Source organism: Kaistella sp. PBT33-4 (assembly GCF_029194425.1).
Lineage (GTDB): Bacteria > Bacteroidota > Bacteroidia > Flavobacteriales > Weeksellaceae > Marnyiella.
Window position 1 is genome coordinate 369,537 of the sequence record NZ_JARFYL010000004.1, and the last position, 18,961, is coordinate 388,497.

At 45.0% G+C, this 18,961-nt stretch carries 16 protein-coding genes and 1 tRNA gene; 10 read left to right on the plus strand and 7 right to left on the minus strand.

What is annotated here, in order from left to right:
* Nucleotides 1–9 precede the first annotated feature (9 nt).
* The 6 genes from P0M11_RS10505 to P0M11_RS10530 all read left to right on the plus strand — a co-directional run bounded on the left by P0M11_RS10505 (nucleotide 10) and on the right by P0M11_RS10530 (nucleotide 5,486).
* Nucleotides 10–1,860 (plus strand): lysophospholipid acyltransferase family protein, encoded by a 1,851-nt coding sequence (locus tag P0M11_RS10505; protein WP_275625614.1) that lies wholly within the window; start codon nucleotides 10–12, stop codon nucleotides 1,858–1,860.
* Nucleotides 1,861–1,946: 86 nt separating this feature from the next.
* A tRNA-Phe gene (locus P0M11_RS10510) sits at nucleotides 1,947–2,019 on the plus strand.
* A 481-nt stretch (nucleotides 2,020–2,500) separates the two neighbouring features.
* Nucleotides 2,501–3,139 carry a T9SS type A sorting domain-containing protein gene (locus P0M11_RS10515; protein WP_275625615.1) on the plus strand — a complete coding sequence of 213 codons (639 nt, stop codon included), beginning with the start codon at nucleotides 2,501–2,503 and terminating at the stop codon, nucleotides 3,137–3,139.
* A 349-nt stretch (nucleotides 3,140–3,488) separates the two neighbouring features.
* A complete protein-coding gene (locus P0M11_RS10520; protein WP_275625616.1) occupies nucleotides 3,489–4,658 on the plus strand; it encodes a thioredoxin family protein in 1,170 nt (389 codons plus the stop codon).
* A 10-nt stretch (nucleotides 4,659–4,668) separates the two neighbouring features.
* Nucleotides 4,669–5,277 (plus strand): DUF3575 domain-containing protein, encoded by a 609-nt coding sequence (locus P0M11_RS10525; RefSeq protein WP_275625617.1) that lies wholly within the window; start codon nucleotides 4,669–4,671, stop codon nucleotides 5,275–5,277.
* A complete protein-coding gene (locus P0M11_RS10530; protein ID WP_275625618.1) occupies nucleotides 5,277–5,486 on the plus strand; it encodes a hypothetical protein in 210 nt (69 codons plus the stop codon). The genes P0M11_RS10525 and P0M11_RS10530 overlap by 1 nt, the downstream gene beginning before the upstream one ends.
* A gap of 13 nt (nucleotides 5,487–5,499) precedes the next feature.
* On the opposite strand, the gene P0M11_RS10535 is transcribed toward P0M11_RS10530, so the two are convergent.
* Together P0M11_RS10535 and P0M11_RS10540 are read right to left on the minus strand one after the other, a co-directional pair.
* Nucleotides 5,500–6,657: a hypothetical protein gene (locus P0M11_RS10535; protein ID WP_275625619.1), complete on the minus strand. Its 1,158-nt coding sequence runs from the start codon at nucleotides 6,655–6,657 to the stop codon at nucleotides 5,500–5,502.
* 11 nt (nucleotides 6,658–6,668) lie between these two features.
* A complete protein-coding gene (locus P0M11_RS10540; protein ID WP_275625730.1) occupies nucleotides 6,669–7,856 on the minus strand; it encodes a DUF1343 domain-containing protein in 1,188 nt (395 codons plus the stop codon).
* Between the two features lie 4 nt (nucleotides 7,857–7,860).
* On the opposite strand from P0M11_RS10540, the gene P0M11_RS10545 reads away from it, so the two are divergent.
* Both P0M11_RS10545 and P0M11_RS10550 read left to right on the plus strand, forming a co-directional pair.
* Complete coding sequence (locus P0M11_RS10545; protein ID WP_158064232.1) at nucleotides 7,861–9,090, plus strand: FtsX-like permease family protein; 1,230 nt, start codon at nucleotides 7,861–7,863, stop codon at nucleotides 9,088–9,090.
* Between the two features lie 17 nt (nucleotides 9,091–9,107).
* Nucleotides 9,108–10,091: a pyridoxal-phosphate dependent enzyme gene (locus P0M11_RS10550; protein ID WP_158064233.1), complete on the plus strand. Its 984-nt coding sequence runs from the start codon at nucleotides 9,108–9,110 to the stop codon at nucleotides 10,089–10,091.
* Nucleotides 10,092–10,194: 103 nt separating this feature from the next.
* Here the strand turns inward: P0M11_RS10550 and P0M11_RS10555 are convergent, their stop codons facing one another.
* Both P0M11_RS10555 and P0M11_RS10560 read right to left on the minus strand, forming a co-directional pair.
* The gene (locus P0M11_RS10555) at nucleotides 10,195–10,500 is read right to left on the minus strand and encodes a chaperone modulator CbpM (RefSeq protein ID WP_275625620.1); all 306 of its coding nucleotides are present in this window, start codon (nucleotides 10,498–10,500) and stop codon (nucleotides 10,195–10,197) included.
* Nucleotides 10,497–11,420, minus strand: coding sequence for a J domain-containing protein (locus P0M11_RS10560; protein WP_275625731.1), 924 nt, complete (start codon nucleotides 11,418–11,420; stop codon nucleotides 10,497–10,499). Before P0M11_RS10560 ends, P0M11_RS10555 begins: the two co-directional genes overlap by 4 nt.
* Nucleotides 11,421–11,492: 72 nt before the next feature.
* Between P0M11_RS10560 and P0M11_RS10565 the strand changes: the two genes are divergently transcribed.
* Together P0M11_RS10565 and P0M11_RS10570 are read left to right on the plus strand one after the other, a co-directional pair.
* Nucleotides 11,493–12,722 carry a dicarboxylate/amino acid:cation symporter gene (locus P0M11_RS10565; RefSeq protein ID WP_275625621.1) on the plus strand — a complete coding sequence of 410 codons (1,230 nt, stop codon included), beginning with the start codon at nucleotides 11,493–11,495 and terminating at the stop codon, nucleotides 12,720–12,722.
* 80 nt (nucleotides 12,723–12,802) lie between these two features.
* Entirely contained in the window at nucleotides 12,803–14,320 is a 1,518-nt protein-coding gene (locus P0M11_RS10570; RefSeq protein ID WP_275625622.1) for a bifunctional GNAT family N-acetyltransferase/carbon-nitrogen hydrolase family protein, read from the plus strand.
* Nucleotides 14,321–14,887: 567 nt separating this feature from the next.
* Here the strand turns inward: P0M11_RS10570 and P0M11_RS10575 are convergent.
* From P0M11_RS10575 to P0M11_RS10585, 3 genes are read right to left on the minus strand one after another with little or no spacing between them, the layout of a single operon-like run.
* Nucleotides 14,888–17,395 (minus strand): M1 family metallopeptidase, encoded by a 2,508-nt coding sequence (locus P0M11_RS10575; RefSeq protein WP_275625623.1) that lies wholly within the window; start codon nucleotides 17,393–17,395, stop codon nucleotides 14,888–14,890.
* Between the two features lie 16 nt (nucleotides 17,396–17,411).
* Nucleotides 17,412–17,639 carry a hypothetical protein gene (locus P0M11_RS10580; protein ID WP_275625624.1) on the minus strand — a complete coding sequence of 76 codons (228 nt, stop codon included), beginning with the start codon at nucleotides 17,637–17,639 and terminating at the stop codon, nucleotides 17,412–17,414.
* Nucleotides 17,636–18,955 carry a serine hydrolase domain-containing protein gene (locus P0M11_RS10585; protein WP_275625625.1) on the minus strand — a complete coding sequence of 440 codons (1,320 nt, stop codon included), beginning with the start codon at nucleotides 18,953–18,955 and terminating at the stop codon, nucleotides 17,636–17,638. Before P0M11_RS10585 ends, P0M11_RS10580 begins: the two co-directional genes overlap by 4 nt.
* Nucleotides 18,956–18,961 lie beyond the last annotated feature (6 nt).

The following is an 18,961-nucleotide window of genomic DNA, read 5'->3' on the forward strand; positions in this document are numbered from 1 at the left end:
TCGATAAAAATGAGCTTAATTTCCAAACAGGATCTGATAAATGCATCGGGCATGAGCAGACTGGGTTTCATAAAAAACCCACTTTCCGCCGCCATTATGCGCCTAACCAATATAGACAGGGTAAATAATCTGTATGATAAGGTAAAAGATAAAGAAGGCAAGGAATTTTTTGATGCTTTTGTACGGGAGCGAAACCTTAAATACATCGTATTTGCTGAAGATTTGGCAAAAATTCCCAGAACCGGGCCCTTTATCCTGGTAGCCAACCACCCGCTGGGAGCTATAGACGGCATCCTGATGACCAAGATACTTTCTGAGATACGGCCGGATTTCAAGATCATGGGAAATTTTCTGCTGTCGCGCATCAAGCCAATGGAACCTTATGTCATTTCCGTAAATCCGTTTGAGAACCGCAAAGAACTCCACAGCAGTTCCGGGGGAATGCGCGAAACACTGCGTCACCTGGCTGAAGGCGGCTGTGTAGGCATCTTTCCCGCCGGTGAGGTTTCAAACAGAAACAATGCATTCAATGAAATAATGGACAAGGAATGGCAAAAACCTGCCATTAAACTTATCCGGAAGGCGAAAGTTCCGGTGGTTCCGATGTACTTCCATGCCAAGAACAGTAAAGCATTTTACAGGCTTGCAAAACTGCACCCCAATCTGCAGACCATGTTGCTGCCGTCTGAAATGATGCATCATCGTGAAAAACCCATCCGGATGCGAATTGGAAAGCCAATTTCTGTAAAAGTGATTGAGGAGCAGGAAGATGCGGAAGAACTCGGCGAATTCCTGAAACGTAAGGTTTATATGCTCAAATCCTATTATGAGCGCAGGAAATCGCTGCCGGATATCCTGAAACTGCCCAACCTGAACATTAAGTTTCCGCTGTTGCTGAAGGAGGAAAATATTATCCGGAATATTATTGATGAAACCCCCACGGAAGACATCGTAAAGGAGATCGCCACCCTGCGGGCCAACGACAAGATGTTTTTCAGCAACGGAAACTATGAAGTCTATTTTGCGGCTTACGACGAAATCCCATCCATTATGCGGGAGATCGGGCGCCAGCGTGAGCTTACCTTCCGGGCTATTGGCGAGGGCAGCAACCTGCCTTATGACCTGGACGAATTCGACCAGCATTATTACCACCTTTTCCTTTGGGACAGTGAGGCGAAGAAAATCGCCGGTGCCTACCGCATGGGTCTGGGCCGCGAAATTATGAAGAAACACGGAGTGGGAGGCTTCTATACCAATTCGCTCTTTGAGTTTGACCAGGAAATCCATCCTTTCTTCCGGAAGGTTATAGAAATGGGCCGTGCCTACATCCTGCAGGAATATCAGATGAAGCCCCTGCCCCTTTTCCTGCTTTGGCGCGGTATTGTTCATGTATGTCTGCGCAATCCGGACCATAAGTTCCTGATGGGAGGTGTTAGCATCTCCGATAAATTCTCGGATTTCTCCAAATCACTGATCATTGAGTTTATGCGCTCCAATTATTACGACTCTGCGGTGGCACAGTACATTCATCCCAAACATGAGTTCAAGATCAAACTCAGGGACCGCGACAAGCATCTATTTCTGGACGAAGTGGAATCGGACCTGAACAAGCTGGATAAAATCATCGACGACCTGGAGCCGGAGCTCAGGCTGCCCGTATTGATTAAGAAATATATTAAGCAGAACGCGAAGGTAGTTGCCTTTAATGTAGACCCGAAGTTTAATGATGCCATAGACGGGCTGATGTACATCCGGATAAGCGACCTGCCGGAAAGCACCATAAAGCCGGTTCTGGAGGAGATGAGTGAAGAAATGCGCAAGGAACAGGAAAATAATAAATCTGAAAATCAGGCAGTTTAGAAAAAACACGATAAAAAGCGCGAAAATACTTGCGCCGCATGCAAAAAGATTCTATTTTTGCAGCACTTAAAACAACAGAAGTTAACGGTTTCTTAGCTCAGTTGGTAGAGCAACGGATTGAAAATCCGTGTGTCCCTGGTTCGATCCCTGGAGAAACCACAAACCACTTACAGCAATGTAGGTGGTTTTTTTATGCAGTTTTTTTCGCGCGGCGGGACATGAAAGCGGCGATGTTCAAAAGTTGTGAAATGTGTTCGTATTTGACTTTTTTTAAAGTCGCAGAGGTTAGACCTAAGAGCCAGTTAACCCCGCGCCACAAGTGGAACCGACGGTGATTTTTTTAACATTCGATGAAGTAGTCGGTATTACGATTTAGGATCCCAATGCAGTTTTTAGAGAGACTTTTCATTTTAACGGTTTTATTGTTTTTTTTACCAAAATTTTAAACAGAAGAGAGGCAAGGCCGCGGTTGGTATTATTTAACATGCTACTTCTTTTAGCGGGAATGAAGGTAAATAATACAACGATTTTGAGTTATTATCCTTTTTGTTATCTTTACAAACACCGCTATCATAACCTTCTATTACAAAAATACCCGGCAGTTAGCTGTCAACTCACAAGAAATACAAAAATTAATGATATGAAAGACAAACTAATGATCCTGTTTTTATTTATGACCATTGATCTGTCCTTCGCTCAACTAAATTGCTATCAGCAGAATAATGGTCTGTATCAGTATTATGCAAAATTGGAAAATATCCCAAATTTGAATTCAAATTTTAATAAAACTGATTTTATGAATTATGTGACAACATATGGAAATATGACCACTGGAAATCTTTCAACATTAAACACAAACGTAATATTGGTTTCAAAATCCTTTCCTACTTCTCAAACACCTTTCTTGCAAAATGTTGTTAGTATAGATTCAGATTCAGACATTTATCCAATTATTCTAAACTCCAATAATTCTGTTACGACAATTGAATGCAGAAACAATCCGATTTTATTAAATGTTCAAAATTTTGAGAAGAAGAACCTTAAACTAACTATTACAAAAAACCCAATTGATGAAACTTCAAAAATCGTAATCGATCCTAAAGTCAGGTTTTTTAAAATTGTAATAACCAATACTGCTGGTCAGAATATCTACGAAAATCAATTTAAAAGTACAGACAGCATTTTTCTGAATGAAATAACACAAGATCGTGGATTGTACATTTTAACTGTAACTGATCTGAATGACAATCAAACAGAATCAACTAAATTAATCAAATAGAGAGACTACACCTTATAGCTAAGCTTTCATTGGGCTTGGCAGACCAAAAATGAAAGCCCGTTAAAAGGAAGTTTCGGCAGCTTTTTGACCGTCTGTGAAAGTTTCGATTTTAAAATTAAACCTACAAAGCAGTCTTTCAGAAGGATTTCTTTCTTTATTAACTCCGGATATTGAAAAATTTCGACGTCGCAGTCCAGTCCAAAGGGACAAATGTTCCTTACGCAATTCCTAAAGATAGCTAACTGGAAGTTTATGCTTTCATGCAGTTGCCAATGCAAACTCAAACAGTTCAACTTATTTTTCAAAAAAATATTATTTATCTTCGCTCTCCAAACCTTTAAATCAGAGAATGAAAAATATATTTGCAGCTCTTGCGCTGCTTCTGTCCCTCAGTTTTGCCGCGCAGGACGGCATACAGTTCCGGAAAAACACCTTCAGTGAAATGCTGGCGCAGGCCAAAAAAGAAAACAAACTTATTTTTATCGATGCCATGGCCGTGTGGTGCGGTCCCTGTAAGCTCATGGACAAGAATGTCTTCAGCCAGAAAACAGTGGGCGATTACTATAACGCCAATTTCATTAACGGAAAATTTGATATGGAAAAGGGTGAAGGCCTGGAGCTGGCAGCCCGTTACGGTGTACGCTCCTACCCCACTTTTCTCTTCATCAATGGTGACGGACAGCTGGTATCGCGAAACATGGGCTATATGCCGGAATCTACTTTTCTGGAGTTAGGAAAGGAAGCCCATTCAGCCGTAAAAAATATGGGTTCCATGAAAGCCCGTTTTGAAAAAGGCGAAAAAGACCCGCAATTCCTCATCAACATCATCAAACTGCATGCTGAGACCGACTATGATTTTGCAAAGCAGGCGTCGGAAAGGTATTTTAAAAACAAGATGACCCCAGAATTCACCAAGGAGGAGGTTGGATACCTGATGTTCGCAATCAAAAGCGTGGATGACCCCAATTACAGTGTCTTCAAGAAAAACCAGAGTGCATTACTGCAGCATTTTCCGGCGCAGACCTTTGAGCAGTTCGATAATCAGCTGAAAATCCAGAAATCCTGGGAAACCTCAGTTGACATGAAAGCCAAAACCGTGAACACAACGCAGTTTTTAAAGGAAACTGAGCCCCTGGTTGGAAAGGAAGCTGCCGAGAGGGAACTGAACCGCCGTAAGCTGGACTTTTACGAACAATCCGACAATTTCGCGGCCTATCAGGCAGCTGCCCTGGCTTACTTTCAGAACAATACAAAGGCAGATCCTACTGAGCAACTGAAGGCGGCCTGGATATTTTCTGAAAAAGCCACTGACCCGGCGGCACTGAAAGCAGCACAGCAATGGGCCGAGCGTTCGGTGCAGATGCGTGAAACTCCGGAAAACAGCTATATCCTCGCCAAACTTTACCAGAAATCCGGCAAGAAGGCGGAAGCAAAAATGTATGCTGAGGCTGCTGTAAGACTGGCAAAACAAAAAGGTGCCGACAGCAGCGCGGCTGAAAAATTACTAACCGAGCTCTAAACTGAATTATTTGAAAAAACTATACTCCGCACTCCTTGTGTGTACTGTGGTGCTGGCTGCGGCACAGGATTCCAAAGCGCTTTATATAAAAGGAAATGCACTCTTGCTGCCTGTTGGCGTAGTGAATGTGGGCGCAGAATACCAGCTCAGCGGGAAGTTTACAGTACAGGCCGATGCCCTGGTCTCACCCTGGAAATCTTTTTCGGGTCATCAGGCACAGCTTTACATGGCAGGACTGGAGGGCCGGTATTACTTCAAAGGCGCTTTCAGAAAGTGGTATGTAGGTGCCAATCTGGGAGCAGTACGTTTTATTGCTCAAAAATGGAACCATTGGGGTGGCAGACCATTTCAGCTGACACCAAGTTCGCCCATATATAATGAGTTGGATCTTTATCAGGACGGTTTTGGAGTGATGCTGGGAGCCACAGTGGGTTACCAGTTTCAACTTTCAGAGAACTGGAACATTGATCTTTTTGCTGGTGGCGGGAACCTGCAGAGCTTCTACAAAGGCTATCACGAAACCTTGGGGGTGAGATATGATGAAATTACAGGCTGGAACCGCAGCGGCGAATGGATTCCGTACCGCGGCGGTGTGATGCTCTCTTATAAAATAAAATAATGAATATAAAAAGCTACAAATACCTTATTGTTGCCACAATAACCTTCCTGATTCTGTTCCTGATGAATTACATCGGCAACCCGGAAGCTGACAGACTGCAGCGTGCACTGATGACGGCGGGGGCAGGCGTGGCGGGTCTTACTATAGGTATGTGGTTTGTATACCGCAACCGTAACGACGGCGACCGGCCACCGCATGATTTTGATTAAAAGGGGGCAACACTTAACGTATGGGCAACTCGTATGTTTTGCCTGTCTTCTGGTTTACCGCCCGAATGAGCTTTACACCGGCAAACAATCCGTCGCGGTTTTTCAGTGAGGTACAGAGATCCGTGGGCAGCACTTCCACCTGATCCAGTGCCACAATCTCGTCGCCCACCGAAGCCGTTTTCAGGAGTTCTCCCCACAGGGAGGCGATTTTCAGCTTTTTTCCGTCGGCGACCGTAGCTATATTTCTCTTTTCGGCATACATCTGCTGGGGAGTGGCCAGCAAATACACTTCTTTTCTGTCAAAATCAAAAATAGGGTTAAGTTTTTCCATGATCTCATTGCCTATCTTACTGTCATTGTCTTTGGAGATGAAAACATAATCTTCATGACGGGAAAGGCCGGCAAAGGTGAGCGGATTCTTCAGCCGTACGCGCATCAGGTTCTGGTCATCATTCTGTCCGAACAAAGAATATGCAACCGTACCGCGACCGGTCTCAGTTTCAGCAATCGCGTCCTTCTTCTGCAGTTTCTTACGGTCTGCTTCAGCAAGATAGACGGCACCGGAAAAGCCACTGTCCAGCAGGTAGTTCACCTCTACCGACCCCGAACCCTGATGGCCAAAATAAACAAAAGGGAGCAGCTGCCTGCTCTTACTGTTCATGCGGAACAGGTTGTGCCTGCTAAGGTCCAGTTTGCTGCGGTCATTGGTTACAATAATGAGCTTCCGGCCAAAATCAATCTGTACAGCGGACTTTGCAAATGAATTAGGCCCGATAATACCTTTCACGCCGAAACATTTGCTAAGGATATTTTCTTCAGGATAATGAATGAAAGTCATGCCGTCAAAATCCAGACTGCCGATCCTGAACTGCTGAGCGGTGATCATGCCCGCCTGAACCTGGTTATTATTAGAGTCACGAATTTTGACAGATGTGCCGGATGCGCTGACGCTGCTTTCACCAAAAAGCACATTGGCAGCTCCCGTATCAAACAGGAATTTTTCAGTATTGTCCCTGTAAAGCACCTCAATAATGATAAACCGGTTTTCATACTCAAAGGGAATTTCCTCGTAATAATTTTCCGCCGTAATTCTGCCCGCATTAAGTGAGGTTTGTGCACTCAGGGCAAACCACTGCATAAAGACAAAAGAAAAGACAATTAAACGGCGCATAAACGGAAATTTTAATTGGGGTATAGAAGGTATCGGGTCCTGATTTTCTCAAATTCAGCCAGGCCCTCCTTCCAGCTGGCCCTGATCTCTTCTTCAGATTTTCCTGCAATGATCTGCCTGCGCAGTTCGTCTGTACCGGCAAGTTTATCAAAAAAGAGATTCTTGAGGAAGAAATCCTGCTGTGGGCTCTTATACTCTTTGTAAGCCTTCAGCAACCACTCCAGATTAATCCTGCGCAAAATTTCACTGTTATCAGATAAGTTCTCACCGTAGCAAAGTTTTCCGTTCAGGAAAGGGTCTTTGGCACCTTCGGTTGGCCGGGGTGTGAACTGATAAGGTAAACTTCTGGTCCAGGGCGAGCCATAGATCTGAAACGGCAATGCTGTACCGCGACCCACAGAAACCTGCGTACCTTCAAAAAAGCAGAGACTTGGATACAGGTTGACCGATTTTTCATTGGGAAGGTTGGGCGAAGGTTTTTCCAGCATACCGTATCGCTGGGTCTTATGATACCCCAGCATCGGAATAACGGTATATTTTGCCTTAACTCCGTTTTTCAGCCATTTTTCGCCGTTCACCATATTTCCGTATTCACCCATCGTAAGTCCATATACCACCGGAACCTTATGCATACCTACAAAACTCGTGAACTTTTCCTTCAGCACAGGGCCATCGGTATAACCGTCGTGCGGGTTGGGCCTGTCCAGCACGATCACTTCCACATTGTTTTCAGCACCTGCTTCCATTACATAGGTCAGTGTGGAGATATACGTATAAAAGCGCACGCCGACATCCTGGATGTCGAAAAGGATAACGTCCAGACCTTTCATCTGGTCGGGTGTGGGTTTTTTATTGTTACCGTAAAGGGAAACGATGCGGATACCTGTTCTGGTATCTACTCCGCTCTTTACATGTTCACCAGCATCTGCAGTTCCGCGGAAGCCGTGTTCCGGCGCAAAGATGGACTTGATTTTAATGTCATTCTTTACCAGGAAATCCACAAGGTGTGTGCGGTCTTTCAGCAGGCCTGTCTGGTTGGTTACTATTCCTACATTTTTATTTTTAAGAAGAGGAAGATAAAGCTCATGCCTGTCGGCAGCAGCCAGAAAACAGTCTGTCTTTTGGGCACTTAAGGGGTTTATTGCTAAAAATATTAGGCAAATAAGAACTAAATCTCTAATTTTGGCAGCTAAAATCATCTGCTTGAAGTTTCCGTTATATTTTTCCAAAAAAATAGCTTTTTCCAAAGATAACAAAAATAATCTCTCACGGATTATCATCTTTATCGGCAGGCTTTCTGTAGCTCTCGGCATCATTGTCTCCCTGCTCACAGTTTCTGTAGGATTCGGCTCCAAGGAAGCCATCAAACTGCGGATGGCCGACTTCAGCGGACATATTAACATAAAATCCAAGCGCTCCAATTCTTCTTACGATTCCTCGGTTCTGGACAAAAACGGTCTCGACCTCAAGAAAATAAGGGCCAATCCCGATGTAGCTACAGCGCAGAACTATGTAAGCGCAAGCGGCATTCTTCGGAATGAGCACAACTTTGCCGGCGTGGTGATGAAGGGCATTGGAAAAGATTTTGATCATGACCGCTTCAGGAAATTCATCATTAGCGGTACAACGCCAAAGGTCACCGAAGATGGCTATAACAACGGTGTGGTAATTTCTGAGAAGATTGCCAGTGACCTGCATTTAGGTGTGAAAGACAGCATAGTTGCTATATTTTCAAAACAGAACCAACAGCCCATTTACAGGAATTTTGAGGTGGTGGGCATTTACAAGACCGACATCAAGATGATTGACGACCAGTTTATCCTGGGCGACATCAACCATGCGCGCAAAATCCTGGATATGAAAAAGGATGACGTGGGCGGCATTGATATTTTCCTGAAAAATGTTGATGACATTGAAAACGCAGCGCCCGAAATTGAACGCAGTGTAGGCCTGAAGAACTATACCGAAAAAGCTACTGAAAAATACCCGCAAATCGTAGACTGGATCAATATCTTCGACAATAATATCGCGGTAATCATCGTCATCATGCTCATTGTAGTGATCATTAACATCGTAATGGTCCTGCTCATTCTGATCATCGAACGTACCAATTCCATAGGTTTGCTTAAGACTTTGGGTGCCAGCAACGCTCAGATCCGGATGCTATTCATTTATTACACCTTGCTGATCATGGTACCGGGACTGGTGTTTGGCAATCTGATCGGTCTGGTCCTGCTTGGGCTACAGGAAGTTTTCGGAATTATTGAGCTTAATCCCGAGAACTATTATATCAGTACAGTTCCGGTGGACCTTAATCCGCTGATTCCCCTGGTTATTTCGGCAGGAATCCTTTTGGTGTCGGCATTCGCTATGATATTCCCGAGCTATCTGATCTCCAAGATATCGCCGGCCAAATCCATTAAATACACATAAAAATAAAAAGTTCAGATATGAAATTTGCTAATAATATATTAGAAACCATTGGCAATACACCTCTGGTAAAACTCAATAAAGTTTTGGGCGAAGATTTCCCGGCTTTGGTTTTGGCGAAAGTGGAGACCTTTAACCCCGGAAACTCCGTGAAAGACCGTATGGCCGTAAAGATGATTGAGGATGCGGAAAAAGACGGCCGTCTGAAACCCGGCGGAACGATCGTGGAAGGAACTTCCGGAAATACAGGAATGGGACTGGCCCTGGCAGCAATCGTAAAAGGTTATAAATGTATTTTCGTTACGAACGACAAACAGTCCAAGGAGAAATGTGATATCCTTCGCGCCGTAGGTGCCGAGGTTATTGTTTGCCCTACCGACGTAACCCCGGATGATCCGCGTTCCTACTATTCTGTTTCCAAAAGTCTGGCGGAGCAGACAGAAAATGGCTGGTACGTGAACCAATATGACAACCTTTCCAACCGCGAGACCCATTACGAGCAAACAGCACCGGAAATCTGGGAACAGACAGAAGGTAAACTGACGCATTTTGTGGCCGGCGCCGGAACAGGAGGTACCGTTACAGGCTGCGGCAGATTCTTTAAAGAGCGCAATCCCAATATCCACATTACTGGTGTGGATACTTACGGTTCCATACTGAAGGAAATTCACGAAACCGGTGAAATCCATCCGGAAAATGCTTATGCCTATATTACTGAAGGTATTGGCGAAGACATCCTGCCGGAAAACTACGACATGAGCGTCATCGACCATTTTGAAAAGGTAACGGATAAAGACGGTGCCGTCTACGCCAGGAAACTGGCTAAAGAAGAGGGTATTTTCTGCGGCTATTCAGCAGGAAGCGCCATCGCTGCACTGAAGCAGATGCAGGATAAATTCACGAAGGATGATATCATTGTAGTGCTTCTGCATGATCACGGCTCCCGTTACGTAGGCAAGATCTATAACGACGACTGGATGAAACAGATGGGCTGGCTGGATTAATTTTAAGAAAACAAGATTTCATAATAAACCCCTTTGGCTTTTGGTTAAGGGGTTTTATCTTATGTGGTTATCTTTAATTAGCTGCAACTTCAGATCGACTAAGCTATTCTTCTTCATTTCCTAAAATGAAATTGTGTCCTTTCCGGTAGAAAAGGTTTCTTCTCTCTGCCTGCAGCGTTTCAATCTGGTCCAGCAAATGGCTGATGACTTCCAGTCCCGGCAGGTTCACCTCCAGGTCATAATGCCAGTTTACAAAGCGTTCAAACGCCGGTAAATCTTCATAATAAAGATACTTCACCTCGTCTTCAGTTTCCGTTTTCAACAGTCCGGATTCTTCAAGCTCATCAAAAAAATTGATTTCTATATTGTAGAGCGTTACAAGCTCCTCACGTGATATTCTCTGGCTCATTTCCTAAGTTTTTGAAGTTCTGCAAACAGTTCCTTTTCCCGCGCCGTCAGATTTTTCGGCAACTCAATACTGTAGCTAACATACAGGTCACCATACTGACCCTCTTTTTTGTAGACCGGAAATCCTTTACCTTTCAGCCGGGCTTTTGTACCGTTTTGGGTTTCGGGTTTCACCTTCAGGTTTACTTCACCATCCAGGGTTTTCACCTTTACCTCGCCTCCTAACATCGCGGTATAAAGATCGATGGTAACCACAGCGGCCAGGTCATCCCCGTTTCGTGTAAAATGGGGGTCTTCCGCTATGGCGAAAGTGATATAGAGGTCGCCGCTGGGTCCGCCGTTATATCCCGGATTGCCGTGCCCGGCAAGTTTTATCTTTTGCCCGTCATGAAGTCCGGCCGGTATTGTAATCCGGACTTTCTTTCCGTTGATTTCAAACGTTTGCTGATGCGTTCGTGCGGCATCCCTTAAATGAAGCTGCAGTTCTGCAGAAATATCCTGCCCCCTGAATTTCCCGGAGGCAGAGCCACGTGCATTCCTGAAGCCTCCTCCACCGCCACCAAACATGCTCTGAAAGAAATCTGAAAAGTCTTCGCCCTCACCAAAATCAGCACCTGAAAATCCACCGAAATCACCGGTGCCCTGTGCCTGCTTTTGCCTGCGTTGCTGTTGCTGTGCTCTTTCGTACTCTTCGCCGTGCTGCCAGTGCTCGCCGTATTTATCATATTTTGAACGGTTTTCAGCATTGCTCAGGACTTCATTGGCCTCATTGATTTCCTTAAATTTTCTCTCGGCCTCTTTATCGCCCGGATTCACATCGGGATGATATTTGCGGGCCAGTTTCCTGTAGGCCTTTTTTACCTCCTCGGGCGTGGCTGTTTTGGCTATTCCAAGTATTTTGTAGTAATCGATATATGCCATTTTATGTGGGGCTTTCTTCAAAATTACAGATTTTACAACATAATTTCAATTAACTTTGAAAAAAAAGTCTTTATGAATTCAGTGCTGAAAAACTATTCAGGCCTTCTGCTTTTACTGGCCGGGATAATTGCGGGCAGTATTTTGGGCATTTTCTGGCCGCAGGCAGTAGAATATCTTAAACCGCTGGGCGATATTTTCCTGAATCTCCTTTTCGTAAGTGTAGTACCGCTGGTATTTTTCGCGGTGGCCAATTCCATTGCATCACTGGAGCAGCAGTCGCGTTTCGGCCGCATTATTTTCAGCATGGCCGGTACCTTTCTTTTTACCATCCTTATTGCGGCTATTTTTACAGTAGGTGTGGTTTACTTCTTCCCTACCGAAGCGCTGCCTTCAACTGGCGAAGTTTTACCTGAAGTTGCATCAGACGACAGCTGGAGGGACCGATTGGTCAGGTTTTTCTCAGTGGGCGAATTCACAGAACTCTTTTCCAGGCGAAATATGCTGGCGCTGCTCATCTTTGCCTTTCTTACAGGAATGGCAGCGCGCAAAAGCGGCGCGGCAGGCCAACCTTTCAGCCTTTTTCTGGCTTCAGGGTACGAGGTGATGAAGGAACTGCTGTTAATGGTGATGAAAGCTGCGCCCATAGGTTTGGGTGCTTATTTCGCCTATCAGGTAGCAACTGTTGGTCCTCAGCTTTTTGGGTTCTATGCGAAGCCACTCGGACTTTATTATGCCGCCGGTACTGTTTATTTTATTGTCTTTTTCTCCCTTTATGCATTTATGGCTATGGGTCCGGATGGTGTCCGCAGATTCTGGAAAAACAATATCTATCCGGGTCTTACTGCAATTTCCACCTGCAGCAGTTTTGCAACGATGCCGGCTAACCTGCAGGCAGCATCAAGGATAGGAGTACCGGCTACCATAGCGAATATCGTGATTCCACTGGGCAGCACCCTGCACAAAGACGGTTCGTCCATGTCGTCCATCATCAAGATCTATGTGGCGTTCCTGATTATCGGGCAGGATTTTTTTGACCCAATTAATCTGCTCTTAGCTTTGGGAATTACGGTCTTTGTAAGCATAGTTGCCGGAGGTATACCCAATGGCGGATATGTAGGTGAAATGCTGATGATTTCAGTATACCAGCTGCCGGTAGAAGCCATTCCCGCGGTTATGATTTTGGGCACATTGGTTGATCCGCTGGCTACGCTTTTGAATTCAAGCGGCGATACAGTGGCCTCCATGCTGGTAACCCGAATTACAGGCGAGAAATTCATTGAAGGTGAGGAAATACCTCTTTAATCTGAAACTTCTTACGGAATAATTTTGAGTGTCGGTGCGCAACCGTAAACGGAACCTAATTACACTAAAATATTTTTTTTATGCAGATAGACATCAGACCCCTGGCAATTGAAGACTATGACGAGCTTCGCGAAACAATGAAGAAGGCTTATCCTACCATGTCCGAGAGCATCTGGTCCAAAAAGAGCATACAAAAGTTGCTGCGAATCTTCCCGGACGGACAGATCTGTATCACCGTAGACGGTAAAATTGCGGCAGTATCGCTGGCACTTATAGTTCAGTATAAAATGTTCGGCGACGATCATACTTATAAAGAAATTACCGGCAACTATACATTCAGCACTCACTCGGACACGGGTGATGTGCTTTACGGAATTGAAGTTTTTGTGGATCCTGAGTACCGGAAATTAAGGCTTGCACGCCGGCTGTACGATGCACGGAAGGAACTTTGCGAAACCCGCAACCTGAAATCTATTATGGTGGGCGGACGGATCCCGAACTACCACCTGCACAGTGCCGAACTTTCGCCTCGTGAGTACATTCAGCAGGTGCGGAAAAAAGAAATTTACGATCCGGTCCTGAGTTTTCAGCTGTCCAATAACTTCCTGCCGGTACGCATTCTGAAAAATTACCTGCCGGAAGATTTGCATTCCAAGGAAAACGCGGTACTGCTGCAATGGAATAATATATATTACAGCAACAAGCCCAATACAATGCAGGATTCCGTTATCCGTCTGGGACTTGTGCAGTGGCAGATGAGACATTTCAAAACAGTTGATGCCTTTTATGAGCAGGTTGAATTCTTTGTGAATGTAATGGCCGATTATAAATCGGACTTCGTTATGTTTCCTGAGTTTTTCAACACGCCGCTGCTGGCTCCTTTCAATCATCTTTCGGAAAGGGAAAGTATGTTTAAACTGGCGGAACTGACAGAAGAAATAAAGAATAAGATCTCCGAACTGGCCATTGGCTATAACATCAACATTATCGCCGGCTCCATGCCGATTGTGGAAAATGATGACCTGTACAATATAAGCTATCTGCTGCACCGAGACGGTCGGATAGACGAGCACCGAAAAATCCACATTACCCCTAATGAGAAGAAATTTTATGGGATGAAAGGCGGTAATGAGATTAAAGTAATTGACACCGACTGCGGAAAAGTTGGTTTGGTGATCTGCTACGACGTAGAGTTTCCGGAACTGCCAAGAATACTGGCCGACCAGGGCATGAAAATCCTTTTCGTTCCCTACCTAACCGACACGCAAAATGCCTATACAAGGGTGCGGCACTGCGCTGCGGCACGGGCGATTGAAAATGAGTGTTATGTGGCCATCGCCGGTTGTGTGGGCAACCTGCCGGGGGTGAATAATATGGACATCCAGTTTGGTCAGGCAGCCGTCTTTACACCTTCCGACTTTGCTTTTCCGTCTAATGCCATTAAAGGAGAAGCTACCCCAAACACGGAAACGACCCTGATTGTAGATGTAGACCTCAATTTACTTAAGGAACTTCACCACTACGGCGCCGTACGTACCATGAGCGACCGAAGGACAGATCTTTATACTACGGTGAATCTGAAGGATGAGGCGGAATAATTTCAACAAATATATCCGAAAAAAGTAAGGCCACTCTTCCGAATGGCCTTCTCTCTTTTCAGTTTATTATTCAATTTTTCAGCCCCGGTCACCCATTTGCCATTATGGAGAGCGGCTTTTTTTTGCCCAATTACGCAGGAGATTTTATGATCGAGCGATTGATCCTCCCCACTCATGACGGTGCCGTGATCCGAAACCTTGTTGTGGGATTAAGCGCCGCAAGCTATTGGACTAAACTTAAAGCACCGGGCCAATAAGTTGTAACTTAATCCGGCAGTCCCCAAACATCTTGCTTTTGGATCAGCATACGATACAGGGAATGCTATCTCACCGTAAGCAGTACAGCAGCGGAAATCAGCACGCCGTTATTTTCATAAAACAGTGCAATCTGCCCGGTATGTAACACGGATTACGAATTTAATTGAAACTCCTTTTTTATCATCACATAAAAAACAGACTCTTTGTCATCCCGCAGGAATCTCAGGAATATGAATATCTACTGTATAGATTCGCTCGGAATGACAAAAGGCTGATTAATTCATTAACGGTCCACCAAAGACAGTGGTCCTATTTATACGCCTCAATCGCTTTGTTGATCAAATCTACCTGCTGATTGATGGTTGGGCTTTTCGGATTGCCTTTCAGCACACCCATCTTTTTCTGCAGCCCGTCCTTCAGCATCTGGCTGATCATCATTTTAGCCTGCGGGTTCTGGCCGATCTGCCCCTTGGCCTGCATCAGGATCTTAGTAAGGTTTTCGGTGGCTTTCAGATTGTCTGATGTCATGATCCAGTTGAATCCTTCTTCCGCGCTGGTGCCCAACTTCGGATTCTGGAATTTAATAAAAGGATAAAAGGCTACTGTAGAGGCGATGGCGTGCATCTGCTTTTCTATCTTATTCTTTACGATCAGTGGCAGAAGCTCGGTCATCAGATCTTCCCCTGCGCTCTCCAGGTCAATTTTGTCGGCCAGGGCACCTACACGCGAAGGATCGATTCCGGCGATTGCGGCTAGTGAACCGGCTTTAACCGAGTTGGAAACAGCACTGATTCCTTTTTCAAATACCGGCAGGTACTTCTTGTTCTTTGTTTTTGCCAATGCTGAAATGGCCGCAGCCTGCACAAGGGTTTTCGGATCGTTTGAGGCCAGCTTTTCAACTTCGGCCAATGCAGCTTTACTGTGATCAGCTTTAGAAAGGTCCAGACCGGCCAGCGCGCGCATCCGGATTCGGAAGTTGGGATCTTTAAGTGCCGCAGTTAAGGTTTCTAAAGATGCCGCCTGTGCGGAATTCTCTGCAGCATTATCTACGGCTTTATAACGGCTTAAAAACTCTTTGGAACCGGAATACTGCATGAAATACTGCTCCGGAGTTTTGTTCTCAGTAATTTCCGCCAGCAGCACACCGTCCGCATTCAGATTTATGAAATCCGGGTTCTTCGCTACAGGAAAGCTGAAGATATTACGTGATTTGGCATTCACCCATACATTGCGGCGCGTGGGCTTTCCGTTTTCGTAAACATCAACCGCCAGTGGAAATTCGAAAGCGTCGCCTGCCTGGTTTTGGCTTAAAGTGACCGTTACCTGCTTTTTAACAGGCTCATACGTGGTTGTATAAGACAGTTTTGGATGTCCGCTGCCATAAAACCACTGATTGAAGAACCAATTCAGGTCCTTACCCGAAACTTTCTCCAGCGAAAGTCTTACCTGTGAGGCTTCGCCGGTACCGTATTCATTGGTTTTCAGGTAATCATTTAGTCCAGCGTAAAAAGCGTCATCACCCAGATAATTCCTGAGCATATGCAGGATGGAACCGCCTTTATTGTAAGAAACACCGTCGAACATATCCTCTTTGGAGTGATAGTTAAATCTCACCAGGTCTTTGGTAATGTTGGCAGGATCCGCATAATAACCCTGAGCAGCTTTCATCAGCGTATAATCGGCGTAATCCTTTCCGTACTTATGCTCATTCCAAAGGTATTCCGAATAATTGGCGAAAGATTCATTCACGGTCAGGTTGCTCCAGCTTTCTGTGGTCACGATATTTCCGAACCAATGATGGAACGCTTCATGGGCAATCACATCTTCCCAGCGGTTTTCATCAATAAGGTCGCCGGGCTTCTGCTGGGCAGCTTCCTGGTGCAGCACAGCTGTGGTGTTTTCCATGGCACCCGATACATAATCGCGGGCAGTGATCTGTGCATACTTAGACCAGGGATAGTCGTATTTAAGTTTAGTGGAGAAAAATTCAAGCATTTCCGGCGTATTCCCGAAAATCTGTTTTGCATAAGGCTCGTATTCCTTCTCCACATAATAATCTACGGCAATATTTCTCCATTTGTCTTTCACAATGGCATAATCGCCTACCCCCATAAAGAAAAGGTAAGGCGCATGCTTTTTGTCCTGCACCCAATGGTCGGTACGCATTCCTTTGCCGTCCTTGACTGAAGATTTCATCAGGCCGTTTGAAAGGGTCACATACTTATCAGGAACTGTCATATAGATTTCCTGCGTGGTTTTCTGGTTAGGTTTATCCACGGTTGGGAACCAGGCGGAGCTGGCTTCGGTTTCACCCTGGGTCCAGATCTGCACCGGTTTATCTGGGTCAGTACCCTGTGCATTTACAAAATAAAGCCCTTTTGCATCAGTAATCGCGGCACTGCCGGTCTGTGTAACTTCATTGGGTCTGGCCGTGTACTTTATGTACACCGTATAATCCTGAGTCCTGTTGTAGCTTTTATCCAGATTGATCTTCAGTATATCATTGCTGTAGGTATATTTAAGCGGAGATCTGGCACCGCTTTTTTCCAGCGCAACTTCGTGAATGAGCATGGCTTTCGCGTCCAGGATCAAAGAATCGGATGCATAAAAATAAGGGGAGGCCGTAATCCAGGCTTCGCCGTTCATCTGCTCCTTTGCATAGTCAAAGTTTACGCGCAGTTTGGTATGCTTAAGCTCTGTAGATTTGGTATGTGTGGCACGGTAGATTTCATTTCTGCCTGAAGTTTCGGTTTGCGCGCGCAGCTGTCCCGTAAACAGGATTCCGAGCAGCGAAACCGCTACAATTAATTTCTTCATATAAAAATTGGTTGGATTATTTTGATTTAGGATGGATGAGGATGTCGAAGATGTCATTCACAATATCCTCGTACTGCCCCTTCTTAAGTTGCTCCTTACTTTTGTCAAATGCTTTCTTCAGTTCACTCTCAGGGTTTTCCTCATCGACCGTTTCCACAGTTGCGACCCCTTTAATGTTGAGCAGGATTTCCTGAAGTTTGACTGTGTCGTAATCATCTTCAGGAACGATTTTCAGGTACTTCATTTCTTGTCTTTTGTAAAAGGGATTTTCATTCCGGACTGCAGCAGGGTCATTTCATTTTTGGAGGGATTGAAATGCAGCTCGATACCGGCAGATTCAAATTTGAAAACGGTCGCGCTTTCAGCATCCAGCGCAAATTCGCTTTGACCGGTAGCCTGCGCAAACAGTTTGCCGTCTCTGGAACGGACGTCAATTTTCAGCGGAATCTGCGTAGACGAATATGTACCTGTAAGTTTATTCAGGTCATCTGTTTTTACAGCAACTGATTTAAATGTTGGGATGTCAAAATCCTTTCCGGTGGCGGCACTTAAGGCGGCGATGGCAATCCTGTTATTGTCGAAGGCACTGCCGTTCGAAAGCATGACATAAGTGGTCTTGTTTTCAGGAAAATGATACAGAGCCGAGGTGAACCCGTCAATGCCGCCTGTATGGCCGTAGCCGGTAAGACCGTTGAACGGCACAGAGAAAAGCCCATAACCATAACTATCCGTCATCTTCATCATTTTCTCAAGACTTGCTGCTGAAACAACTTTACCGCCGAAGAGCGCGTTGGCAAACTTCAACAGGTCACCGGTTGTGGACACTACGGCACCGGCACCTGTGGGCACAGACATGTCCGTCTCGGCATCTTTAACAAAATTTTCAGCAAAGACATAGGAATAGGCTTCTTTGTTGGCGGGATCAATCGCTTTACCAAAATAGGTATTGTTAAGACCCAGTGGTTTTGTTATTTTCTCCTCAAGCAGTTTAGCATAGGTTTTCTGGTATGCTGTTTCCAGGATATAACTGAGCAGGATGTAATTGGAATTACTATAACTCATGGTATTACCGGGTTCGAAGTCACTGCCGGCTGCTGTAATTTTAGCCACCATATCTTTTGGTGTAATTGCTTTACTGTTCCAGGTCAGATAATCGGGCAGTGCGGTCACGTTGTGAATTCCGCTCCGGTGGTTCAGCAGATGTTCCAGCGTGATTTTATCGGCATTTTTTATTTGAGGAAAGTATTTGGAAAGCTTTTCGTCCAGTTTCAGTTTATTCTCCTCCACTGCCTTCATGACCAATACGGAGGTAAAGGTTTTAGTGATGGAACCGATCCTGAATCTGGTTTCAGGTGTATTTTTTATCTTATTCTCCACATCAGCATACCCGAATGCGTTACTGTAAACCGTCTTTCCGTTCTCTGCTACAGCAACAGTTCCCATAAATTTGCGGTTCTGGTCCAGAGCCTGCATAAAACTGTTCATTTTTTGGGTATTGAAACTCTGTGCAAATACCGCCGAAAAAGCAAATACAGCCGAAAGTGTAGCAATTTTATTCATAATGTG